Source organism: Sphaerothrix gracilis Ecp01 (genome assembly GCF_030405905.1).
In the GTDB taxonomy this organism is placed as follows: Bacteria; Cyanobacteriota; Cyanobacteriia; order Phormidesmidales; family Phormidesmidaceae; genus Sphaerothrix; species Sphaerothrix gracilis.
On the sequence record NZ_JASATW010000009.1, the window covers coordinates 88942 to 111994 of the forward strand.

Genomic DNA, 23053 nt, shown 5'->3' on the forward strand with positions numbered 1-23053 from the left:
GCGTGCTACGGACTGACAAAGCTCAAACAGGTTGAGTGAAGCCGAAATCTAGCTGGGCAGCACATGCAGCAGCGAATTAATTCGCTCGCTTTGACGCACATCCAGAACCTTAGGAAAAGACAGCTCTAACACAATGGCTTCAGCCGCATGGGTAATTTCATCTACTTGAGCAATGAGTCGGGTTGCCTCAGCAGTATCTTCGTCGCTAATTAGGATCCCTACAGGTTGACCTGTTGCTAGAATTTCGGGATGAATGATTGCCGCATAGCTGCTGTGCAAGATGAGCTGTAGGGTACGACTGTTAATTTGACTGGCGATCGCGGACATATAATGTCCCTGCGTATACACCTGAGCCGACACCTGAATCTGCTTGCGAATCGGTGTGGGTTCAGCGGGTTTGAAGTCCTGGAACGCCCGGGCCAAGCTAGTCAGCAAAAACACAACAGACTTTAGCGGTCTATCCACGTTTGCGCGGTGCTGAGAATACCACTCGTTGACATCAGAATAAATCACCAGGACTAACGCATCTTTCTGCGCCGAGGTCATATCTTCAAAAGCGATCGCCACGACAACTTCATCATCCCCGCGAGGAACCACTCGGGTCACGTGCCCTTTCAGAAAGGCGCGAGAAACGGTGTCGCCGTGCAGTTCAAGATCAATGCGATCGGCTAAATTAGGCCAGCTATTTAAAATCACCTGAGCTCCAGACTCGCTAACGTCCAGCGTTTTGCCGGTAAAGGTTTGATTCCCTGAATAGAGCACCGCCGATAACTCTCGCCCTAAACGATGGGCTTGACGAAGCTGCGGCTGTTCTAAGGCCACCAGTATGGCAGCCAACAGTAGACCAACATTGACGACACACCAAGCGGCGTTGATCAAAACTGCATCTGAGTCTTGTAACCCCGTCAAAAGCCAATAGGGAACCGACAGTAGCGAAATTAGGCTGAGAATGCCAACCCCCAGCAAGGCATTGACAGAGGTCCAGTCGAAGGAACGGCGAGTCACCTGGAGTCCTTTTTCGGTCACGTTAAATGAGCCTAGCCGAGGATTGATCAGGGCCATAAAAGTGACCAAGCCATCCTGAAAGGCTAAGGCATATTCAAAGATTTCGTTCCAAAAAGAAAATCGAACTCCTTTGTAAATAACGTAGTTGGCGTTGAGCGCCAAGACAATGGAGGGCAGAGCATAGGTCAGGGTCTCTAATCCCAAACCTCGCACCGCATTGACGCCAAATAGCAAGAAGGCAATCGGCGCGATCGCATACATCAAGCGCGGAAAGCCAAAAAAGAAGTGGGTCGTCGCTGAGGTATAGCAAATGCGCTGAGGCAGGGTCAGCTTACGGTTAAACAGCGGCCACTCTAAGCGCAGAATTTGAGCCATGCCCCTGGCCCATCGCACCTGCTGACCAATGTAAGACGAAAATTTTTCGGGGGCTAGGCCCGCTACCATGATTTTGTCGTAGTAGACTGTCTCATACCCTAGTTCGTGCAGTCGCAAAGAGGTATGGCAGTCTTCCGTCACGGTTTCAACCGCAATTCCGCCCACTTCCAGCAAGTGGTTTTTACGAATGATGGCAGCCGAGCCGCAAAAAAAGGCCGCATTCCAGAAATCATTTCCTTTCTGCAGAATTTTGTAAAACAGCTCATTGCCGACAGGAACCTGTCCCTGGGTCAGAAGATTGCGCTCAAAGGGATCTGGGTTGTAGAACCAGTGAGGCGTTTGCACCAGAGACACTTTTGAATTTTGAAAGAAGCCTACCGTATGCTGCAGAATACAGCGGCTGGGAATGTGATCGCAGTCCAAAATTAGAATCAGCTCGCCGCCGGTACGCAGCATGGCGTGATTGATATTGCCAGCTTTGGCGTGATCGTTGTTGTCTCGCGTCATCAAGTGACAGTTCAGCTCCTGACAAATCTGTCGCAGGATTTCTCGACGCTCCGGATATTTACGACCGTCGTCTAAGATATAGACCTGTTTTTTGTCAGAGGGATAGTCAATGGCGAGGGCAGCTAAAGCCGTTTTACGGACAATTTCGACATCTTCGTTATAGGTGGGAATGTAGATATCTACCTGAGGCCATTGCTTGAGCGGGATTGTCGATAAGTCAATCGGCTGCCGCTCGCGAATCTTGAGGGTCTGAAAATACGCCAAAATCAGCGTCACGATAGCATAAAGCTCAGCCCCGTAGAGCAGCACACTCAGCACTGAGTTCAGCCAGCCATCAAAGTTGAGAGTATTGAAGGTGCGGTAGTAAAGGTAGCGCAGCGTTACTAGAATGCTCAGCCAGATCAGCGTCAGGTGTAGCCGTTCGCTCATCCGCTTGCTCAACTGCCGCTGCTCAAGCCCAACTAAGAACCAGCCCGCCGCAATCAGCAGCACCATCAAGAAACCTTGTTGGCCCAGGGAAAGGGGCGTCACGATCAGCGGAATGGCTAAGATGAGAGCAATCAGCATTAGCCACACCACGTTGAGGCGTCCTCGGCCACCTAACGTCTTTTCGATCCAGTGAGGTATGGCGTCAATCAGGCGCGCAATCCACTGCCCAGGACGATTGCGCAAGGAGGAAGATAGGTTAGACATTAAGCGCCCTCAGAATGACTTAAGCGATTGAGGTAAAGCTGAGAAACTCCGTAGAACAGGAGGGCAATCAGCACTAGACCTCCTGGAACTAAGAACCAGTTGGCCTGCAACAAGGCGATCGCCCGGCGTAGAGGATTACGACGATCTAGCGTGGCGGGGGTATTTTGACTCAGCGTAGTGACCTGAAAGCTATCGGTGATAAGCCCTGCGCCCTGCTCAGCCTGCTGCTGCACGAGCAGCGTGTCCCCGGCCAGCTGCGAAAAGAGGGAGTCACGGTAAAAGACCTGCTGAATCTGAGCTAATCCCACGTCGGACTGGCTGGTCAGGCCCAGCAAAATTCGCTCTGAGTTCCAGGGAGAAATCATAGCTTCGATCACGCCAGCGTTGTCAGGCAGAGCCTGAATTTGGCTGCGATCCTGGCGGCGCAGAAACTGCTGCCCCAGGGTGAACCCCGTTTGCTGCTCAAAGAGCACCGGCAGCGGAAAGCGATCGCGGCTACCAATGCCGATCAAGTGATGATTGCGACGTACCGATTCTGGCAGGCTTGTCGCTGAGTACACCTCTAGCTTGACGGCCTTGGCATCACTGAGACGACCGAGACGACTACTAGTCTGTAGCAGCGTTAGCAGATCAGCGCGATTAGGACGTTCCGGTAGCACGAAGGCAGTTTGAGCCATGTCCTGAGGGGCGGTTAGGGGATACCCCGTTTGCAGCAGTTTTAAGTTGGGCAACTGGACGATACTGGTGCGGTTGAGCTTAAAGCTGCTGTCTCCGTGTACCGTTCCCCACATGGGCTGATCAGGGACGTCACCGCAGCTGATGGCGGTTTTGGGGTAGGTCAAGAACTGTACTTCTAAGATGGATGTTGGCTTTACGAAGTCTGGCGGAATATTGACCGTTAGAGAATCGCTGCCGCCGTTGACGTTGCGTAGCCGCTCACCCCCGAGTCCCTGACCGTCAAGCCGCACCGAAACTGAGGAGCGGGCGGGATTAATATTTGGCCCATAGCTGTAGTGCAGCGTGAATGTACTGCCTTTAAGGAGCTGGGTGTCCGGCAGCGCCTTAAAAGGAATCTGCACTGCGGGAGGGATAGGCAGGCCGTTGACCGTGACGTCCTGAAACGCCTGCTGCTGGGTGTTTTGGAGGTCAGTGAGCTGAAAGCGCTTGGCCTGAGGCAGATAGCCTGACCAGGCTTGGTCATCGGGAGACTCCACGTCAGCAACTTCGCTGACGAGGGCGGCCTGGCCGGTCAGGAGCGGGCGATCGCTGTCTTGAACCAAAGCCTGAGCTGCTTTGAGGACGCCTTTGGCATCATTTCCCGTAATCACCAACACGGGGCTGCTGCCGTCGGCAGTCGTCGTTAACATCACCACCCCTACGTCATTGGGTAAAACGTTGTTGGCACCGTCTAAAAGCTGATTATTTTTGAGGGCAAACGGCAGCGCGAGTTGAGATAAGAGGGGCTGATTCGTCGGCGTGCCAATGACGATGAGGCGTTCTCCCGGCGTCAGGCTCTCTAAGTCTTCAACCAGACGCGTTTGAATGGAGCGGAAGTTGGTGAGGCGAGCGGCTGCGGCCTGATAGCGGGCTGCGGCTGTCAGCCACATGTCGTCAGACTGCTGTGGCTGCAGATAGGCAAGCTGGTCGGCATCTAGCCCTAGCTCGTTGAGAAAAGGATAGGGATAGTTGGCTAAATCGAGCGCGATCGCCTGAGGGCGATAGTTCATGATGATGTGCGAGTCCGGCAAAATCTCCGTCCATAGCGCTGGATCGGTTGGGTCCGTACACTCAGCCGATGTGTGTTGCTGAACCTGCATCACCAGGGTGTTGTAATCCTGCAGGGACTCTGCCGGAATCTCAAATAGAACATTGCCAATCTCATCAGCGCTGCGGTTGAGAGGCAAACTACCCAGGTGGACATTGTTCAGCCGGACAGTGAGGTTAGAGCGCTCAGCGTAGAGGGCAGCCGAGTGACGAAAGCGAATTTGCACCTTAGCCGATTCGACCTGCCAGTGCCGAGGCCGCGTAAAGCCCAGCCGGGCCTCTGACAGCACTCCCTCCATCTGCAGCGCATTACCGACAATCGGTGAGCGATTAAACTGCAGCACATACTGGCTCAGAGGAGTGAGGGTAGCAGAGTCGCTTGAGGTAGAAGCCTCTGGGGTAGGATCGGCCTCAGCTGTCGGCGCAGCAGCCTCAGGTTCAGCGGTGGCGGCAGGCGGGGTTGGCCGAGCCGCCGGACGGGGGGCTGGGGAAGCCGGGCGCGAGGGGCTGGCCTGAGGCCGAGGCTGAGCTGCCGGAGCCGGAGCCGCCGGTCTTGAAGGACTCGGTTGGACCACAGGTGCTTTGGGAGCTGGTTTGGGCAGCGCGTACTGCTGAATGACAGCATCTTCCTGTTTTTCAACAGTATCTTCTGACTGAGCCAGTCCAGGAGTGAGCTGAGTCAGCAGGACTAAACCTAGACAGGCCAAGCCCAATCCTCCAGTCCAAAGTCGCTTTGCCGGGCGATAACGCTGCCCCAAGATGATTTTTTTAAGCCAACCGCTCATAGAACTAACCTAATTAGAAAGCTGATCAAAAGAATTTATGCCATCCCTAGGGAGGCTAACCGAGTGAGGGAGCGTTAGAAATTAACGCTGATGTCAGAAGAGGTCTTGCAAATCTGCTGCCGGAAAAAGGCCAAACCAGGCCAGATTTTGGACGTAATAGGCTTCATCACCGTCCCAAATACCGTCTTGATAGCTGGGGAGCAGCTTCTGTTGGTACAGGGCCTGAGCGATCGCTGGATCAAATTGCTGGAAAGCTGGATACAGCATGGCGTATTGTGCGGTTGCCTCATACGGCGTCAGAGGCTGCCCCGACAGATCCATCACGGCCGGAATCTGTCCTTGGGTCTGCCAAAGGTCGCGTAAATAAGAAAGGTGACTGCTCAAAAACTGCTGAGCCCGGACATCTGCAAACCAGACCGCATCCCAGGCAACCCGCCACCACACTCGGTAGGCATCAAAACCGTAGCGACTCTGAAGTGTTTCTCCTGCTGGAGCCGCTAAGAGCGTAGATTTCGCTAAATCTAAGACTACCCAGTCTGCAGGTAGCCCTTTAACCGAAAGCTTTTGAGTTTGCTGCAGAATGTCGTAACTGCTGTCAACCAAAGACATCCAATCGCGATCGGGATCTGTTTCTACGGCGGCAAAGAGCCGAAACGCATAGGGGGCTAGATAGGAGGGGTTGACATAAACCTGTCCGGGGCGAAGCTGAAAAGCGGCTAACGGTCCCGGCAGCAGATAGCGCCGCGTTTGACTGGCCTCTAAAGCCGGAACTGTTATGGTGGACTGGGCCCACAGGTCATCCAGCTTCTTTTGCGCTAGGTCTGAGTAATCAGACCGCTGCCAACGTCTCGCCGCTAGAATTAGAGCCGTTATTGCATCGATATCTGCATCACTGGCAAAGTTACCGTCCTGAATGCCCCAGGTTCCATCAGGGCGCTCCCCCCACTTCCAGGCCCAAAGATAGTCCCGACCATCAGCATCACTCGGCAAGGCCGAGCGCTTTAAATTGTTTTCAGCCCACTGCAACGTGCGCTCAAAAGTGTCCGGATCGTCGCTCAAGACAGCCCGCAGCATCGCGTAAGCCTGACCTTCGGAAACCGTTCTGCTATTGCTTTCCCAGTCAATGACTCGACCATCCGGCTGAATAAAGCGCTGGCGGTAAACCTGCCAGCTTTCACTCAGGAGTTCTGGACTAGAGATCGCTGATGCAGGATCAGACAACGGCTGCGGAGTAGGCGTAGACGAAGAAACCGTCCCTGAGGCAGAAGCCGCCGTGGACGGTGAGGAGACTGAACTGCAGCTCAGGCTGAGGCCAAGCAGCATCCAGCCTAGACCGTAAAGAAGCGGGCTGATGATTCGGGGAGTCGGTAAGCTAGAGCTGTCCCTAAAGACTCCAGTGGAGATGGCACGACGACAGGAAGGCAGCATAGGTTTGAAGAGCCAACACAGGAGTAGTGTGTAACGTGTCTAAACAGATCTGGGCAGGTCTGAAAGCGGGAACTTGCCGCAGCATCAACGGACTATTGAGGGGAAACGCAAAGAAGGGAGAGCGAACGACGGGTAAGCGATCGCGGTTACCGGAAGCCGGTCGTCGGGCTGTGGTTCATCACAGCATCACGTTTGCAAACTCAGTGACAGTATGTTTTCGGAGAATGACCTGCTATACGCCTGTGGGCTAACAGAATTTGTGCGTATAAGCAGAAAATCAGGGTAGATGCTTGTTGAACAATGTTACGACCTCCGTGTAATCCCTGTGTGACTTGGTAGAGCAGCTTCAGCAACGCTTTAAAGTCTAGGGTCTCCAGCTTTAAAATCTTTCCCAATAGGGCTGAATGCCGCGCTGCTGCAGCAGGCTTTCGCCAATTTGCTGAATTTGTTCTGCCACTTGTGGATTGAGCGTGCCCTGAGCCTGCTGAGTTTGCTGCCAGCGGCGCAGCTGCTGAATGGCCAAGAGGGGATACCCTTGGACCGCGTTTAGGGCCGCGAGAGAGGTCAGGGCCGTACTGCTATCTGGGTTGACGGCTAACACCTGTTCATAGAGCGCGTCTGCCTGCTGATAATTGCCGCGCTGAAACTCAAGTCCAGCCAGCGCTAAAAGGGCGTCAAGATTATTGGGCTGCTGCTGCCGAATTGCGAGATAGCTCTGCTGGGCCAAGTCATAATCCCCCACCTGCTGAGCAATTTCGCCCTGCACAAAGTAGAAATCTATCGCAGTTGGATTTTGAGCAATGAGCTGAGCAATCTGGGCCTGGGCCTGACGCGGGCTAGCTTCTGCTAAAACCTGCAGCGATCGCAGCTGGAGCTGTGCATTGCTGGGGTCAACGGCCAGTAGCTGTCGATAGAGGCCGGCGCGACTAGCACTAGGAGGCAGCGCGGTTGCTAGCGCCACTAGCTCTGCAGATTCGGACGGGGTTGCCTGCTGTAAACCCTGCTGCAGGACAGCTTCAGCTTGCGCTTCCGTAATCAGGCCCGCCTGATAGGCGGTGGCAGCCCGGTTGATCTGATAGGCAAAGTTTTGCGGATTTTCAGCAATGAGCTGATTGTAAATCGCGATCGCCTCTGACCACCGCCCCTGACCTTGATAGAGAGTCGCCAACCCTTGCGCAGCCGCATTTCGGACCGTCTGGGTAGGAGCACTGGCCAATAGGGCCTGATACCGCTGGGCGCTCTGAGCTACGTTGCCCGCCCTGCGATCGAGGTCTGCTAGCAGAAGCTCCGCCGTAGGAGTATCCTGGCGACCCGCTGGAGTAGCTGTGTACGCCGCTAAAGCGGAACGGGCATTGGCATACTGTCCCTGCTGAGCATAGAGTTGGGCCAAGCGAAAGTTGAGAAACGGCTCGGTGCCGCTAGTAGCTGCCAAACTTTGGTAGAGAGGCAACAGTTCAACCAGCGGTGGGTCAAGCCGGCTGAGGGTTTGAGACATATACCGCACCTGAACCGGGTCCGCAGGCAGATTGGGGAAGGCTGCCCGCACCTGCTGCACAAAATTAGCCTGGCTAAGGCTGCCGGTTTGATAAGCCAGAACCTGCTGCTGCAGCGCTAAACTGCTGTCTTCGGGAAAGGTTTGAGCCAGCTGCTGAGCTAGCTGAGCCGCCGCTGCCCGGTAGGCGGGCAGAGTACTGAAAACGGACAGGGCTTCCCGCTGCAGGCCAGGCGTCACCCCATCGCCACTGGTCAGGACGGCCTGGTAAAGAGCTGCGGCTTCTCGACGATAGTCAGCTTGGTCGCTGTAGCTGCCAACCGCATTTAAGGCCCGGGCCAGCGTCAGGCGTGAGTCTGTGCGGCCTCGCAACGGCTGAACAATGTTTAGGGCTGCCTGAAATTGGCGACTGGCGGCATAGGTGCTGGCTAGGGCCCCGCGAAGGCGAATTTGCAAAGTATTGAATTCGGGAGTGCGGCGAAGTTCTTGCTCTAAAACCTGAGCCGACTGAGAGAGCTGACCGCTGTCGCGCAGAGCTTGGGCGTAGGCGATCGCTGTATCTGCCTGAATTTTGCCGCCCGCGGCCAGATAGCGCTCAAAAAGGGCCAGACCGGACGTCGGATCACCGCTAAACGTATAGGCTTCCGCCGCAGGACGCAGCACATTTGGATCTGACGTTCGGGGCAACACCAAGGCATAGTCGGCCAAAGCCTGGGGAAAGCGTCCCTGATAGTAGTAGAGTTTGGCCCGCTGGGCTCTTGCTTCTAGCGCGTTAGGCGTAATTTGCAACAGGCGAGTGAGGGCACTGATGCCGAGGGGCTGCCACTCTGGCCGAAATTCACCCAGATATCCCAAAGTGCTCAAAGCCAGCTGATTATCGGGATCGATTTCAATAATTCGCTGGTAGGTTGCCAGGGCATTGGCATCTTGCCCAGCTCGACGATAGGCAATGCCCAAACCTTGCAGCGCCTCGACACTGTTGGGACGCTGCCGCACAATGCTTTCAAAAAGGGCGATCGCGTCGCTAACCCGGTCTTGGGCCAGCAGGCGGTAGCCCTGAGCTAAGCTTTCCTCGTTGGTCTGAGCGTAGGCGGCTAGGGGCGCTGTGCCGGTTTGAGAAATGCCCAGGGTTACGCCCAGAAGGGCAACACCGCAAAGGCAGAAATGATAAGCGCGAAAACGTTTTGGGGAGCCTAGTTTCATCAAAGTACCTTCATCTAATCTAAAGACAGACTGGGGGTCAAATCCAAGTCCCCTTTGATGCGAAAGCCCGCAAAGGACTCACTTAAAGCATCGCGTTGCTGAAACGTAAAGCCGAGACGGATATCAGGAATTAGCTCAAAGTCATAAAAAACTTCCAGCACGTCAGGCGTCTCGCCATCGTCGCCGTTGAGATCCAGGTTGCGACCGTAGCCTACCCCCAATCGGTCATCTTGCATGAAAACATCTAGGAGATTGAATCCCACGCTGTAGGTATCTGCGTCAAAATTAGCGCTAGCGTTATCAATGCGGCCATAACGACCAAAAAGACCTAGATTTAAGTAAGGAATAAACCACTCGGCATTGACACCGTAGGCTTCCAAGCGATCGCCGGTATTTTGAAATTGCGTATCACGAGAGCTGATGAAGGTGCCTCGCATGATTAGGTCGCCTGTGCGAAAACTGACTTCTCCGGCAAAGCCATCTAGGGCAAAGTCGGTAATATCAGAATTTGAAGAGAAAACAGCCGCACTCAGGGCAATATCATCCGTAACGGCCCACTGTACTAAACCTCCCGGACGAGAGGCGGTGACATTGGCCCCCGCAAACAGCGCTGGGTTGGTTTGAAAGGTGGGGTTGAAGAAATCCCTTGAGATATCCTTGGCAAAACTATTACGGTCAAAATATGAGGTCAAATCCAGCTGACCAAACCGAAGCCTTAAGCTAGGCACCTGCGGCAATGCAGCGGCAACATACAGCTCAGTCAGCTGAACGCCATCGTCATCGGTCAAATCGGATCCGGTGACCACATCTAGAACACCCCCCACTAAAACACTGGGCGTTAGAAAAGTTGAGCCACTCAACCGCGCCCGCGCCGATGATTCTTCCCCCTGCAGCACATAGAGCCCCTGAGCATCCAGATTGGGTTCGGTAATAGGTTCACTCACCCGCTCTAGAGCAGGTGTCGGCAACCCACTAGGCACCTGAGTCAGCGGCGTTGGGGTAGAAATTGCCGGGGGCAGCGTTGAGGGGACCGTCGAGGTTCCAGGGTAAAAATTAGCTGGATAGGTCGGTAGCTCAACAGGGGGAGGGCTGGGTAAGAGGGGCAAATCGCCTGAACCGCTGGGGGCTATGGGAACGGCTAGAGGCTGCTCAAACGGCGCGGCAGGTACAGCATAATTTGGATACCCCTGAACCGAATAGTAGGGGGTTGAGTAGGGCTGTGGCTGAGCAGCATAGGGCTGTGGCTGCACAGCGTAGGGCTGCGGCAGCCCTGGAGCAGGTGGAAACGCTCCAGTCGGGCTCGGACTCCCATAAGGATAGCCATAGCCGTTGGGGAGAGCTGCCGGACTCCAAGGGCTGCCCCCAGCAGGTGGAACGGCTAAAGCCGGATTGACGCTGCCATAGGCTCCCGTATTAAAGGTGGGGACGCCAACGGGCTGATTGGGCATTGTAGCCGGCATCCAAGCCGGATAGTAGGCCTGGGGCGGTATTGCCGTCGGGCCTGCTGCCGGAGTCCCATAGGGAACCCAAACCATGACCCAGTTTCCGGCTCCAGGGGGAGCAGCGATCGCCTGAGGAGGAGCACCAGGTAACTGAGAAGCTGCCCACGGGACAGGCTGCCCCATCGGCGCTGCGTTGCTGTTTGGCAAAGCGGGGCTGGCTTGAGCAATCACGTCCCCGGTAAAACTATTGCCTAAAGTTTCTAGATTTTCTGAAGCTTCCGGGAACTCTTGTTCCAGCACTCTCGTCTGAACGTTTTCTGAATTTGCCAGTGCCAGAACCGCAGGAAAATCAGCAGAATTTGCTTCAACTGCATCAAAATTTTCCAGCCTAGCTTCCGGCAAAAAACTTGAGTTTTGCGTATTAGCTTGGGCTAATTCTGCATGACTCATGAAATAGCCGACCATCATGAGAAAAAGCGCAGATTTAGCTGTCAACCAGTTACTGGAGTAAAACCTAGGTGAACAAGTCATAGGGGCTGATTTCTCCAAAACTTTATAGGGGGGAAAAGAAAAATGGCATTTATCAAATATTGATGTTTAAGCGAAGTAATTAACAACTACTGCAGCAACGCCTCACAAAAGTTTAATATCAATAGGAACATCTTTTATTTTTTTCATCCAAGCTGTAGTAGCTTAGGCAAGCTTATGAATCAGTTTTTGACCTCTATAGTTCTCGTCTTTTTGTTACTGCTAAGTTCGGGATGTAGTCGTCTTCATGCTGCTTGGAACGGCTATCTGAATCGGGATACTGCTATTAATCTGCGGATTGATGAGATTCAGGCTATTGGTCAATCAGGTGACTTTAGCGTGCGGGGTACGACCTCTTTACCAGAAGCTACACGCCTAACCGTTGCTGCTATACGCCCTCTGACAGATGACTTGACTTCAGATACGTCCAATGGACGCCTGACCTACACCATTCTCGATCGCCGATTTACTGAGGTTGAAGCCGGACAGTGGCAGGCAGAACTGTCGCTACGGCAACCCAACGCTCAGGGATCACCGTTTGAGCCTTGGCAGCTCACAGCAGCTTTACTTCAAGAAAAGACGCTGCCCAGTCCGACGCTTTTCTTTACCGTAACCCTAGAACCTATTAGCTTGTCTCCCAACATTCAGCAGCTTTTAACCGAAGCCACCATCAATAATGGAGAATCTCAGGTGAGCTATACGGCTACGGGGGAACCGTATCTACAAATCAGCCAGTCCATGAACATTCAGGTGCCCTCCGGGTCGCTGCCTCAGCTACATGAATCAGTATTGGCTCAAACAGATCCGCTCTGGCAGCAGCGCTCTAGCTATAGTCCTAAAGTTGATGATCTAGATAATGCAGCAGTACTTCCCTTTGCTGAAGCTGATAACTTACCGTTACCCGAATCTCATATGCTGCAGTAGGCTGCCAAAGTGAAAATTCTCAGTCAAACAACTTAATATTTTGCGCCTTCAGGATACGGAGAAGACTTGTGAGTAAAAACTCATTTTTCATGATTCGGATATTTGCAATTGAAAGCTCAGTCAGACAGCTTTAATGAACAGCAATATTATAAAAATTGAGCTGAATTTTCACTGAGTTTTAGTGTGTTAATTGCTACCTGAAAATTGAATTGAGTAGTGCTAGTGGCGTTTTGTAATTATCACCACTCTTGACGGTAAAAAAAGGCACGGACTGACCAGTCCGTGCCTCACTATTCATCAGTAGTGAATCGAGCAATATTTTTTAGACAGCATCAACAACAATGCCAGGTAAAGCATTGAGTTCGCTATTGCTGAGGGGGGTACCGCCAAAAGCATCTACCAAGCGAGCTAGAGCACCGGTCAGACCAGCATTGTAGTCTAGCGCCACCTCGTTGGCGATGTAGTCTGTCCGGCTGTCTTGATAGGCAAAATCATCGGGCTTGTTCGGTCCGCCTACCAGCGCCCCAAACAAAATATTTTGGTTGGCTTCTGGACTATCGAAAGTATCCCAAGCCCCGCCATGGGCAGATCGGTGATGGGGCTGTAGCGGCGAATTATTGCCAAAACCCACCATATAGCTGGCATTGCGGGGATTATCTCCCAGCAGGTAATCAACTGTAGTTTCAGCTAGCGTACTGAATTTCTGCCCCGGATCGTCTACGGTATCGGCATAAACACCTGCAGCAAAGGCAGTATTAGCGGCATAGCGCAGTGAACCCCACTGACTGATCCAGCGCAGCCCGCCTTCTGTCACGTTGACACCCTCACGTCCCTCAACCCAGGCATTTAACCAGCCTTCAACGTCTTGCTGATAGCGGGCCTTATCGGTTTGCTGAGCTAGGAGGACGGCCACGCCGTAGGACTTGTCATCCCAATTGAGGGTCCAACCCGGATTCAGACCGTCAAGGTGATTTTGGTAAATCGATTCGGCCTGCTGCAAGTAATCTGTGTTGCCCGTGGCCTGATAAAGCCAGGTTGCTCCCCAGGCAAGTTCATCGTTGTAGCCGCTCCAAGAGTTATAAAAACTTTGGGCATCAGGAATGGCATCAGAATATTTACCGCGATAGGCATCGGCGAAGGCGTAAAGCTGCTGAGAATTCGTCAGTAAGGTATCCGCATAAGCCGCATCGGTAGGCCGAAAAATGATAGAAGCCGCAGCTAGAGCAGCAGCAGCTTCAGCGGCAAGGTCTGTGCCAGGATTTTGGCGATCGATCTTAAAGGCAGGACGTTCTAGCGTCATCGCTTCGGGACTTCCCCAATAGCTATGATCCGCATTACCGTCTCCAACTTGTCCCCAAAAGGTTTGGGTTCCGTTAGCATCCGTGACGTGAGCTTTGAGCAGGTAATCGGTTCCCCACTTGATGGCATCGAGCGCTTCATCGAGCTGACCGATTTGGTCATAAGCGCCGCGATATTCGTGAACGCCCCAGCTCAGCATCGTCATGGAGTAGGCCATAGGCAGGCCAAACTTAACATGATCGCCAGCATCGTAATATCCCCCGCTAAGATCGCGCCCAACGGTACTGCCGTCTTGCAGCGCAGAGTCGCCCCGCCATTCAATCCGGTTTGTAGCAGGTAAATCTCCAGAACGCTGAGCTTCGTAAAATAAAAACGACTTTTGTAGGGCTTCCGCATAGTTGAAGGCCCCTGTTGCAGGTGGAATCGGCTCAGGAGAAGACGGCGGTACTGGAGCGGCAGGCGGAATCGGCTCGGGAGAAGTTGGTAGTACTGAATCGATAGGCGGAGTTGAAGGGACCGTAACCGGGGGAGTGAGAGTAGCCCCGTCGAGGGTAAAGTTAACCGGCTTGGGGGCGATGTTGGCCGCTTTGGCGCCAACAAAGCCAAAAGTCGCGCTCTCGCCTGGAGCTAGAGTCTGATTCCAGTCTAAAGGCGTGATGCTGAAGGCTCCGTCAGTCGGTTGAGCAGAGCGTGCATTCCAGATCTGTTCAATAGAAAAGGGAGCTTCAAAGCGCAGCGTCCAGCCATTGATGGCCTGGGTGCTGGTGTTTCGAAGTGTAATATTACCCACAAAGCCATCACCCCAGTCATTGGTGACTTCGAAGCTGATAGCGTTACTTGGAGTCGGAGCCTGAGCCGGCGGCGGCGGCGCTACGTCGTCATTTTTGAGAGTTGCAGTAGCTGCTGTTGTGGCTAAAGTCCCGTTGCTGGGATCTTGCAGGCGTAGCTGAAATGTTTCGTCTGTTTCAACTTGGCGATCGCCGAGAATTGGAACGGCGATAGTTTTGAGCGTCTCGCCTGGCGCAAAGGTGAGGAGACCGCTGGTCGCTGCATAATCTTGCCCAGCGATCGCGCTGTCATTTTCAGTCTCATAGCGCACAGTAACCGGCTTTGCACTAGCGCTGGATAAACGTACCTGAAATTCAGCCGTTTTGGCACCGTTACTCTCCGGTAAAGCAATGTCGGCAATCGTCAGCGCTGGCGGCGGACTCGGCTGGGCCACAGGTGGAGGCGGCGCTGCCGCACTTGTGAGGTTAAAGTTTGTCAGCTCAGCTACAGAGTCACTTGATTTGCGACCATTAAAGCCGATTGCAATACTGCTGCCAGGAGCAATGCTGCCGTTCCAATCAGCTTGCGTAATGACATAGCTGCCATTATCTTGGCTTAGCAGTTCACCGTTCCAAAGATGCGTAATGGTAAAAGGCGCATCAAATGTCAAGCGTGACCAGTCTAAGGGCGTGTTGCCTAAGTTAGTGATGATTAAATTAGCAGTAAAACCGGTTCCCCAATCGTTAATGACGGCGAAGTCAGCTGTGTACATGAATTTTTGGTGTAGTAATGAATTCAGGCGATGGACTGATAGACACGCTGAAGACTGTGAGTTGCCCCGGATGAGGGCCAGTCAGCATTCTGAGGGTTTAGTACTAAAACGACAGGCTCTTGCAGCCAGGAACCTAACTAATGCTTCTGCTCAGACGTTTTGAATGGAGACCTAAATCGAGCTGCTGAGACAGAAAACCTGAGGCCAAACAACCTACTGAGAACTGGGGCGGTTCTCGGCAAGCTACATCACAAGATGATATTCCTCAGTTTAGGTTCCTAAAATTGCCTTGGCCTGAATACCACACCCTTCTTCTGAGCTGGTAAACACAATCAGGATAAGAAATTTTTATCAGAAAATCGCATTTAGAACTTTAGCCTTGACGCCGTCACAGATGCTCAGACCCTAGGGCCAAAATTGCCTGAATTCTATACACACGGGGGAACTGATCTCGCCGCTTTAAGGCGATCGCACAGTTTTACTGCTTGCCATCATGCAAAAATGCTTGTGGCATCTAAAACAAACCCTACAGCAACTCTTAGGATCAGAATGTTGTCGCTGCAGGGTCTTGAAATCAAGCAGCCATTTTGCCAGAGTTGTTGGCTCGCAAGTGTTCAACCTGGGTGGCCAGATCCTGCAGCTGGTGCAGCAGCAAATCAATCTGGTTCTCAGAGGCGGCAGACTGAGTGGAACGAGATGGCAAATCCGCACCCTCTATTTTGGGAACCATTGTCAGTGTTTTTGGGTCGTGACTTATAGCATCACTGGATACCGCGACTGCTGTCGGCTCTACCAGCGGAGCTTCGGAAACAGTGGCACTAGAAAATCGGGATGCTGGTGTTGCCGCGAGTTGAGCAACAGGCGCAGGCTGAGGCTCTAAAAAGTCTTCTAGATTTTGAGCTTTCAACCGTGCCTCAGAAAACTTAATTCGCTCTAACTCGGCTTGGTAAGAGGACAAACTACGCTCTAACTTAGATGACTTTTCTTTCTCTACTTCGGATTGGGTAGCCGCCAACCGCCAGCCGTTAATGCCCAAAATCCCTGATCCAATTGCGAGGCTAAAAGCTCCGGCAACCCCTAAGTAAGGACCTGTAAGAGCATTGAGTTCAGATGAGAAAATCGACTGATTTTGCATCTGAACTTCAATAGGTTGAGAACGAAAGATAGCTAAGGGAGCAGTAGCAATTGTAAATAGAGCACCACTAACACAGAGAGAAGAAATAAACGTCTTTTGCAGAGATGATAACGTCATAGGTTTTCCTAGCTGACAGCACTAAACACAACACTGAAAGCAAAGCTTCTGGTAGAGAGCATCCCAGGCTTAGCCGGCGAATTTACTGAAACGTTAGTTCACTTTTAATCTGATCGAAGCGGACTACCGTACCAAATTTGAATGGTTTATTTTTCAGATTCACCCTTAGACAAATACTATCCGTATACGAGATATTAAATATTGATGTGACGTAAAAAAAAGCAGTAAATTGTTAAAGCTTACGTAAATATGGCATCAATAAAGCTTTAAACAAAAGTGATTGATTTTGTTCTGCGATCGCTCAAATTCATAGCTATCAATAGTTTTAGCGCTTTTTGAAAGCTCAAAAATCAATAAATTGTCAACGTAAATTTGCTCTAGAAGAACTAATTGATAGTACTGAAGCAAGCCTATTTCTGAAGGAAAATAATTTTTGCCCTCGTCAATCTACCTTTAGGCATAAATCAGCGCTAGACGGCTTTAAATTCAGCAGCAGCCGCGCACCGTCGCTCAAATATACCTTTATCTAGCGCTATGATCGCAAAGCTGACTAGGCGCAATTGGGTCATGGCGTCAGCAACTTTCAGTTTGAAAACTCAGCTGGGTTTAGGGTTGACTCCAGCTTTGGCCCTTCGCTCATGAAAGTGAGCAGATGAAGTATTTTTCTATCTGAGCCCTCCATCTGCTCGCCAGCAACTTTAGGGTTAATAGTCTTGAAAACTAGTGAGGCAGACAATCAAGAACCTAGCGGACTGACACGCCTAAAACAGTGCAAATTTTTGAAAGGCTGAAACTCTTGTATCCAATGCGTTACGCTAGCACTAACAGCGCCCTATTCAATGCCTTATTTTAGCTGTGTTGTGGCACTAAGTTCCGCAGGTTGACAGGTAATGCCAAATACGGGGTGCTGTAGGCCGAGAAATCATCTGCCGGGGCTATTCCAGAGGCCAGCGCCCGGACCTCAAGCAGTTTTTTGAGAAAATTCTAGTTTATTTTTGTCAGAAAGTGCGCTGCTTAGATTTTTTACTGCGTACGGGATCGATTGGGAGATAGTCTCAAATCGCAGCTGCGCTACTTTAGGACCTATTTTTGCCGGATACTTAGAGTAAGGTCTGCCCCTTTTGGAGAAATAAAGATTTTGTAATCTGCATAAAAGCATTGAGCTTTCCCTGATGAAATACAGAACGATTTAGGTCAACTGTATACGCTTCAGGAGGCAAATTCCTATGAGCACGTTTAGTTTTCTGTTTAAGAAAAGGCTTACTTCAAAGGCAAAAGACCAAACAGCACAGAATGAATCTGAACGCTTGCTGAAGCAGGCTTACATCCTAGAGCCTATTTTGACTCCAAGTGGTCTCCCGTTCGAGCTTGAGACCGAAACTAATGAAATTTCAGTTGATGAAGTTGATTGGGCAGAGTTGGAAGAAAATATTTCAGACTTTGATTTTGAGTCTGATGATTCAAAAGATATTGCTCTAGATAATGCTGAAGTTCATAAAGTGTTTGTGTCAGAAGATTTGCCTTACGATTTTCTTGATCCACAGACAGTTGGGTTTGAGTCTGGTACCTTTTGGGTTCATGAAACTGGCGAAGTTACTATTGACTGACTATCTCTTTGATGGAGGTGGTTATCAGGGGGAATTAGCTTTTTTAGTCTCGAAGGGATGTCACTACCTGGTACTGATGATTTTGTTCCAGAAGATTTCATTCATGAGGCGGCAAGTCGTGCTTTGAGTGATTCTGAACTCGGTCATATTGCTGTTAGCGATCGCACTGAAGGTGCTCGCTTCAGCGGCCATATGTCTGGTGAAAATAGAGATCTCAATGCTGGAGATTATTTGGGAGCAAAAACGTTTAAGATGCGCCCCGGTGATGAAATTGGCTTCATGCTGGTGCCGAATGGCCGGGTACAGGAGGTGCTGGATAATCCTGAAATTGGCGGGGCAAAAAGGCCGCTGTTTTCCCTGGACACTCTTAATCCCAATGGCATGTTTCACACAGGGCAAATTGCCGATGTTACGGGAGATGGCAACACTTTTGTATTTGAAGATTTACGAGTTGATGGCAAATCAGACTTGGACTACAACGATCTGATTTTTCAGGTACGAGGAGCTGAAGCTCGCAATGTGATGAGAGTGGAAGAAATCACAGGCGCTCCCCCTGCCTGGATGAATACTGATTTGGGCCAAGCCATTGTTGGTTGAGAAAGACGGCGAGTTAGTATAGCAATAGATCCAATTATGAGACGATGCTGAGACAGCGCTGTTTTGCGACCCACTAAGCGACCTAGATGTGGCCCTGATCGAAATCTGATAGTCTCCTTCAAACCCCTTTAAAAGGAGAACGACTGTGCCGACTGTGTCAGATACTGCCTACCCTCGCCTGAAGAGCTATCCCATGGAACGGGAACTGGAAATCATCCATAGCCCGACTGCTGAAGAACGCGATCTGGCCCAGCAGTTCACGAAAGGCCAAGCTGCCTACATTAGGTTTCTCATTTGCTTAAAACCTTTCAGCGCCTAGGTTATCCTGTTTCAGTATCCGATGCACCAGCAGCTATCGTTCAACACATTGTTGTCACCACTCAAACGGCAATTACCCGTGCCGACTTAGCATGAATGCGGGATTGACTTCCATAAGAGAGACAGACTACTCAGAAATTTCACCTTTGGCGGCTATACTACGCCCAGCAGGCTGTAACAGGCAGGAAGATGCGATGAGTCAGCAGGCCCAGCTAGTTGAATATCTACAGCGAGAACTGGCGGTTCCGTCAGAAGCGATTGCTTTGGGACTGCGGCAGTCGGCTGCGATGCCGAATCTGTTGCCAATGGTGCTGTGGCAGTATGGATTGGTGACAACGACTCAGCTAGAGCAGATCTTTGACTGGTTGGAAGCGAGGGTAAGTTAGATTGGACAGGAGTGGGTCGCAGGAATTAGATTATGGTTCAAACTGCCGCAAGCCCTGATGTCTTATATCCTGATGCCGACGGTCAACCAATGGCAGACAACACTCAGCAGTACCGTTGGATTGTTCGTCTGGTGACTAATCTGAGGCAGCTGCTTAAAGATAAAACTGCTTTTGTCGCGGGAGATTTACTGTGGTATCCGGTTAAGGTAGACAGCCCCCCTGTGCCAGCGCAAGCTCCTGATGCGATGGTCGCGCTCGGTCGTCCAGCGGGCGACCGGGGTAGTTATAAGCAGTGGGAGGAGGCAGGCGTTGCGCCACAGGTGGTGTTTGAGATTATTTCGCCGAGTAATACAGCGACGGAAATCTCTCAGAAGCAAGCTTTCTATGACCGATACGGCGTGCTGGAGATGTACTTCTATGACCCTGATAGTTTTGAGTTTTTGGGTTTGACGCGGCAGAGCCAAAAAGAGCGGCCTACGTTACTGACGCCGCTGAATTTGCCCTGGACTTCGCCGATACTGGGTATCCGGTTTGAGATGTTCAAGGATGGGCTAGCGCTGTTTTCCCCTGATGGAGAACTGTTCAAAGATCCTGAGGAACTTTTTCAGGAGCGTAATCAGGCTCAGCAAGAACGTGATCAGGCTCAGCAAAAACTGGAACGGGCGATCGCCAAACTACAGGATCTGGGAATTGATTTGGATGAAGTCGAGTAGGACAATCCTCATTTTCAGTCGTCAGCCACGATTTAGCCTGATTAAACCCGTTTACCGTTCAAAAGCTTCAGAATGCTTTATTTCTTCTCGGAGTCTAGCGATTGCCGAAACCCTCATTCTTTCGTTAAACCCAGCGGGTGCACTGATACACAAGAGATACAGGCGTTTTCCACAAGCCCTTGCTGTGATTGTTTCTCATTTGCAAGGTCAAGGAGTAGACCCCGACGAAAATGGAGGTGTAGAATGCAGGTAGAGCAAGGGTTCTAGAACCCGACCCTTTGAACTTCTTCGGAAGTCGAACTAATGGAAACAATAAGTCTAGCAGTATGATTGAAAGGAATGGGTCTACGCCTTTGAACTTCTTCGGAAGTCGAACTAATGGAAACGGTTCAGCAACAGGCTCAACGGGCACTTCAATCACAGCCTTTGAACTTCTTCGGAAGTCGAACTAATAGAAACAGCCTTCAAAGATAGCGTCGCCATAATCTGCCAAAGCTTACCTATAATGCAGGATGGCCCCTTGCCAATAAAACTGCTATGGACTGGCTATTCTATGGACTCAACGCTGTCGCACAAGCCACTCCTAGTCCGCCGACGGCTGACGAGCTAGAACTGATCAAGCAGCAAATGGCATTTTTACAAGATGCCAATGCTGCCCTCAACGCTACCTTTGATCGCTATGTCAGCATGGTGCAGCTTACCCTAGCCACCGCCGGTGGCATTGTGGGTGTGGTGGCGGTGCTCGGGGCGGCTGTTTCCATCAAAAGCCTGCAAGATTTCTATGGGACGCTGCGCAGCATTGAAGGGAAAGTTCGCGAAGCCGTCGATCGCCAAATTGCGGTAGCCTTACGCAGCGATCGCAATCGCCTCAAGCGTTTAGAAGCAATCTTGGCTAGAGAAGACATTCCCGAACGAATGCGGGTGGATTATGTGGTGCCGATCGCAACGCCTCAGCAGCGCCCCCAAAGCCTGAGCTTTTTGCTAGAGGTTTTGCAGCGACGCGGATTTCAGCCGATTTTGAAATATGAGCCGGCGTTTCAAGATCCGGTGGCAGCCCGGCAGCGGCCTTCGTTTAAGACGGATATTGTAGTGCTGGATCTACACCATGCAGGGATTGACCAAGATTTGGATCAGGCGAATGCGGTAATTCAGGCGATCGCGGCTAAGGTACCGTCTCAGCGAGCAGCGCTGGTGGTATATGGCAGTGCGCGTTTCTATCAGGCGATCGCGGATTTGACTCAGCGGGGTGACTATTGCGGCGCATCGAATAATCCGCTGTCGTTGGTGGCGCGGGTGTTGGAAGCGGCTTATGTGGTGGATGCGGTGAAAATGACTTAATTGCTTTTTCAGCTTGTTCGAGAATGCTTGCTTAGTAAATGGCGTGGAGTGAGGCGGTTGGTTCCAGGTAAGCAGACTGAGGCGAGTGAGCAGCGATCGCAGAGATTTTGATTTTGAGTAATGGGTGGACGAGTGGAGGTGGCTTGGAGCTGTTGGGCTTGAGTGATTGCAGCTGATAAGTCTTGGCGGCCTTGCTGATCAAGAGAAACATGCACCAGCACGTTGTCGGTGTGGTAGCGAATGCGGCCTTCTGGGATGGAAACGCCGAGTTCGGCTTCTAACAAGCAGGCATAGGCGAGGATTTGGAGGCGATCGCTTTCCAAGCTTGGGGTTGATTTTGGCTGTCGCGGTATGAACGTCCTTTTTTGTGTTCGTAGGGGATGATTTGTCCGGCTCTGGTTTTGAGGGCATCTACCTTGCCGCGTAGACCAAGCTCGGTATTTTCTAATATGAAGTTATGCCATTCGTCAGTGCTTTCTTTTTCGAGTTTGGCGTGAAGCCTGAGTCCTTCATAAATATCGGCATTGGCTTCGCGTAAGCCTTCAACTTCTTGCAGATAAAAAAGCCGTTTACAGTAGGCTAGGGCGTTGAGTGAACTGACGCAAATGGTTTCTGAAGCGGGAACAGAAGCTGCTGATTTCTGCATAGAGTGGCGAGTTCAGGAGTTGGTTTGATAAGTGTAGAAGGCACGGACGGTTTGGTCTGTTTATTTTTCTATTTATAGTTTTCGCTAGGTTTATTGACCCCAATTAGTCTGGTTTGTTTCACTGTCGGGATCACGGAACTTTTGATGGCAATACGCCTGTATTTCCTGGTTATTGTGGAGATGCAAATGAACTATTGAGTTCTAAAGATACACATATATTTAAAAGAGAAACGGGAGTTTTGATCACATCAAAACTCCCGTTTCCATTAATTCAACTTCCGAAGAAGTTTAGAGGGATCGCAGCAGGATTAAAGCAAACACTAGAGGATGTTTCCATTAATTCAACTTCCGAAGAAGTTTAGAGGTGCAGATAACTCTTCTAGCTTCTGGGCCATCTATTACTACATGTTTCCATTAATTCAACTTCCGAAGAAGTTTAGAGGCAGAGGTTAGTACATGAGTATTCAAGACATTCTGGCTAAGGTTTCCATTAATTCAACTTCCGAAGAAGTTTAGAGGGATGGGTAGAAATGCAACCCCTTTACCTATAATTGAGTTTCCATTAATTCAACTTCCGAAGAAGTTTAGAGGGACTTATTTAGAGCAAGAAACAAAGAGACTTTCAAAAGTTTCCATTAATTCAACTTCCGAAGAAGTTTAGAGGTTCTTGATTGGGATTATATTCCCTCTCTTGATGTGTTTCCATTAATTCAACTTCCGAAGAAGTTTAGAGGATGAATTTCTAAAACTTTCTCTAGAAAAAAGAATTGGTTTCCATTAATTCAACTTCCGAAGAAGTTTAGAGGAATTCAATTAGCTACAGCTTGCTTTACTTCACGGAGTTTCCATTAATTCAACTTCCGAAGAAGTTTAGAGGAAGTTGATTTAGAGCCGTTCAAAAAATATGACCACTTGTTTCCATTAATTCAACTTCCGAAGAAGTTTAGAGGTACCATTTCTGTAGAAAATATTCGGGCGGTGGTGAGTTTCCATTAATTCAACTTCCGAAGAAGTTTAGAGGCTAACTCGAAGTAAGGTTGATTTATATCTGATTGACGGTTTCCATTAATTCAACTTCCGAAGAAGTTTAGAGGGCGCCGCTTCAAGGTTACGGAAAATCTGAGATTCTTGAGTTTCCATTAATTCAACTTCCGAAGAAGTTTAGAGGGCTCTGAAGTACCTTTGATACTGCAATAGGTCTAAGTGTCGTT

At 50.8% G+C, this 23053-nt stretch carries 16 protein-coding genes and 1 CRISPR repeat array (1 of these 17 cut by a window edge); of the genes, 7 read left to right on the plus strand and 9 right to left on the minus strand.

Going from position 1 to position 23053, the window contains the following annotated elements:
• Positions 1–48 precede the first annotated feature (48 nt).
• The 5 genes from QJQ48_RS11770 to QJQ48_RS11790 form a co-directional block, all read right to left on the minus strand.
• A complete protein-coding gene (locus QJQ48_RS11770; RefSeq protein WP_346291424.1) occupies positions 49–2580 on the minus strand; it encodes a glycosyltransferase family 2 protein in 2532 nt (843 codons plus the stop codon).
• Positions 2580–5129: a cellulose biosynthesis cyclic di-GMP-binding regulatory protein BcsB gene (locus QJQ48_RS11775; protein WP_346291425.1), complete on the minus strand. Its 2550-nt coding sequence runs from the start codon at positions 5127–5129 to the stop codon at positions 2580–2582. The genes QJQ48_RS11770 and QJQ48_RS11775 overlap by 1 nt, the downstream gene beginning before the upstream one ends.
• Positions 5130–5222: 93 nt before the next feature.
• A complete protein-coding gene (locus tag QJQ48_RS11780; protein ID WP_346291426.1) occupies positions 5223–6557 on the minus strand; it encodes a family 8 glycosyl hydrolase in 1335 nt (444 codons plus the stop codon).
• Between the two features lie 379 nt (positions 6558–6936).
• Positions 6937–9252, minus strand: a complete 2316-nt coding sequence (locus tag QJQ48_RS11785; RefSeq protein ID WP_346291427.1) for a tetratricopeptide repeat protein — start codon at positions 9250–9252, stop codon at positions 6937–6939.
• A gap of 14 nt (positions 9253–9266) precedes the next feature.
• Positions 9267–11144: a carbohydrate porin gene (locus QJQ48_RS11790; protein WP_346291428.1), complete on the minus strand. Its 1878-nt coding sequence runs from the start codon at positions 11142–11144 to the stop codon at positions 9267–9269.
• 255 nt (positions 11145–11399) lie between these two features.
• Between QJQ48_RS11790 and QJQ48_RS11795 the strand changes: the two genes are divergently transcribed.
• A complete protein-coding gene (locus QJQ48_RS11795; protein ID WP_346291429.1) occupies positions 11400–12146 on the plus strand; it encodes a hypothetical protein in 747 nt (248 codons plus the stop codon).
• Positions 12147–12468: 322 nt separating this feature from the next.
• Here QJQ48_RS11795 and QJQ48_RS11800 read toward each other — a convergent pair whose 3' ends face one another.
• Positions 12469–14985: a glycoside hydrolase family 9 protein gene (locus QJQ48_RS11800; protein WP_346291430.1), complete on the minus strand. Its 2517-nt coding sequence runs from the start codon at positions 14983–14985 to the stop codon at positions 12469–12471.
• Between the two features lie 574 nt (positions 14986–15559).
• The gene (locus QJQ48_RS11805; RefSeq protein ID WP_346291431.1) at positions 15560–16237 is read right to left on the minus strand and encodes a hypothetical protein; all 678 of its coding nucleotides are present in this window, start codon (positions 16235–16237) and stop codon (positions 15560–15562) included.
• 1226 nt (positions 16238–17463) lie between these two features.
• Between QJQ48_RS11805 and QJQ48_RS11810 the strand changes: the two genes are divergently transcribed.
• The 6 genes from QJQ48_RS11810 (at position 17464) to QJQ48_RS11835 (ending at position 21196) form a co-directional block, all read left to right on the plus strand.
• Positions 17464–17844 (plus strand): hypothetical protein, encoded by a 381-nt coding sequence (locus tag QJQ48_RS11810; RefSeq protein ID WP_346291432.1) that lies wholly within the window; start codon positions 17464–17466, stop codon positions 17842–17844.
• A gap of 57 nt (positions 17845–17901) precedes the next feature.
• Positions 17902–18441, plus strand: coding sequence for a DUF4114 domain-containing protein (locus QJQ48_RS11815; protein ID WP_346291433.1), 540 nt, complete (start codon positions 17902–17904; stop codon positions 18439–18441).
• A gap of 145 nt (positions 18442–18586) precedes the next feature.
• Positions 18587–18760, plus strand: a complete 174-nt coding sequence (locus QJQ48_RS11820) for a hypothetical protein (RefSeq protein ID WP_346291434.1) — start codon at positions 18587–18589, stop codon at positions 18758–18760.
• Positions 18761–18953: 193 nt separating this feature from the next.
• Positions 18954–19145 carry a DUF2949 domain-containing protein gene (locus QJQ48_RS11825; protein WP_346291435.1) on the plus strand — a complete coding sequence of 64 codons (192 nt, stop codon included), beginning with the start codon at positions 18954–18956 and terminating at the stop codon, positions 19143–19145.
• Positions 19146–19177: 32 nt separating this feature from the next.
• Positions 19178–19858 (plus strand): Uma2 family endonuclease, encoded by a 681-nt coding sequence (locus QJQ48_RS11830; RefSeq protein WP_346291436.1) that lies wholly within the window; start codon positions 19178–19180, stop codon positions 19856–19858.
• 537 nt (positions 19859–20395) lie between these two features.
• Entirely contained in the window at positions 20396–21196 is an 801-nt protein-coding gene (locus QJQ48_RS11835) for a hypothetical protein (RefSeq protein ID WP_346291437.1), read from the plus strand.
• Positions 21197–21204: 8 nt separating this feature from the next.
• Here QJQ48_RS11835 and QJQ48_RS11840 read toward each other — a convergent pair whose 3' ends face one another.
• Positions 21205–21519 carry a CRISPR-associated protein Cas4 gene (locus QJQ48_RS11840; protein WP_346291438.1) on the minus strand — a complete coding sequence of 105 codons (315 nt, stop codon included), beginning with the start codon at positions 21517–21519 and terminating at the stop codon, positions 21205–21207.
• Entirely contained in the window at positions 21474–21842 is a 369-nt protein-coding gene (locus QJQ48_RS11845; protein WP_346291439.1) for a CRISPR-associated protein Cas4, read from the minus strand. Before QJQ48_RS11845 ends, QJQ48_RS11840 begins: the two co-directional genes overlap by 46 nt.
• Positions 21843–22101: 259 nt before the next feature.
• Positions 22102–23053: direct repeats of the CRISPR family, unit length 36 nt; unit sequence GTTTCCATTAATTCAACTTCCGAAGAAGTTTAGAGG (it continues 33 nt past the right edge of the window).

What these genes read in the sequence shown, in the direction of transcription:
- QJQ48_RS11770 (WP_346291424.1), bottom strand. Translation starts at nt 2,580, where the DNA reads ATGTCTAACCTATCTTCCTCCTTGCGCAATCGTCCTGGGCAGTGGATT.
- QJQ48_RS11775 (WP_346291425.1), bottom strand. Translation starts at nt 5,129, where the DNA reads ATGAGCGGTTGGCTTAAAAAAATCATCTTGGGGCAGCGTTATCGCCCG.
- QJQ48_RS11780 (WP_346291426.1), bottom strand. Translation starts at nt 6,557, where the DNA reads ATGCTGCCTTCCTGTCGTCGTGCCATCTCCACTGGAGTCTTTAGGGAC.
- QJQ48_RS11785 (WP_346291427.1), bottom strand. Translation starts at nt 9,252, where the DNA reads ATGAAACTAGGCTCCCCAAAACGTTTTCGCGCTTATCATTTCTGCCTT.
- QJQ48_RS11790 (WP_346291428.1), bottom strand. Translation starts at nt 11,144, where the DNA reads ATGAGTCATGCAGAATTAGCCCAAGCTAATACGCAAAACTCAAGTTTT.
- QJQ48_RS11795 (WP_346291429.1), top strand. Translation starts at nt 11,400, where the DNA reads ATGAATCAGTTTTTGACCTCTATAGTTCTCGTCTTTTTGTTACTGCTA.
- QJQ48_RS11800 (WP_346291430.1), bottom strand. Translation starts at nt 14,985, where the DNA reads ATGTACACAGCTGACTTCGCCGTCATTAACGATTGGGGAACCGGTTTT.
- QJQ48_RS11805 (WP_346291431.1), bottom strand. Translation starts at nt 16,237, where the DNA reads ATGACGTTATCATCTCTGCAAAAGACGTTTATTTCTTCTCTCTGTGTT.
- QJQ48_RS11810 (WP_346291432.1), top strand. Translation starts at nt 17,464, where the DNA reads ATGAGCACGTTTAGTTTTCTGTTTAAGAAAAGGCTTACTTCAAAGGCA.
- QJQ48_RS11815 (WP_346291433.1), top strand. Translation starts at nt 17,902, where the DNA reads ATGTCACTACCTGGTACTGATGATTTTGTTCCAGAAGATTTCATTCAT.
- QJQ48_RS11825 (WP_346291435.1), top strand. Translation starts at nt 18,954, where the DNA reads ATGAGTCAGCAGGCCCAGCTAGTTGAATATCTACAGCGAGAACTGGCG.
- QJQ48_RS11830 (WP_346291436.1), top strand. Translation starts at nt 19,178, where the DNA reads ATGGTTCAAACTGCCGCAAGCCCTGATGTCTTATATCCTGATGCCGAC.
- QJQ48_RS11835 (WP_346291437.1), top strand. Translation starts at nt 20,396, where the DNA reads ATGGACTGGCTATTCTATGGACTCAACGCTGTCGCACAAGCCACTCCT.
- QJQ48_RS11845 (WP_346291439.1), bottom strand. Translation starts at nt 21,842, where the DNA reads ATGCAGAAATCAGCAGCTTCTGTTCCCGCTTCAGAAACCATTTGCGTC.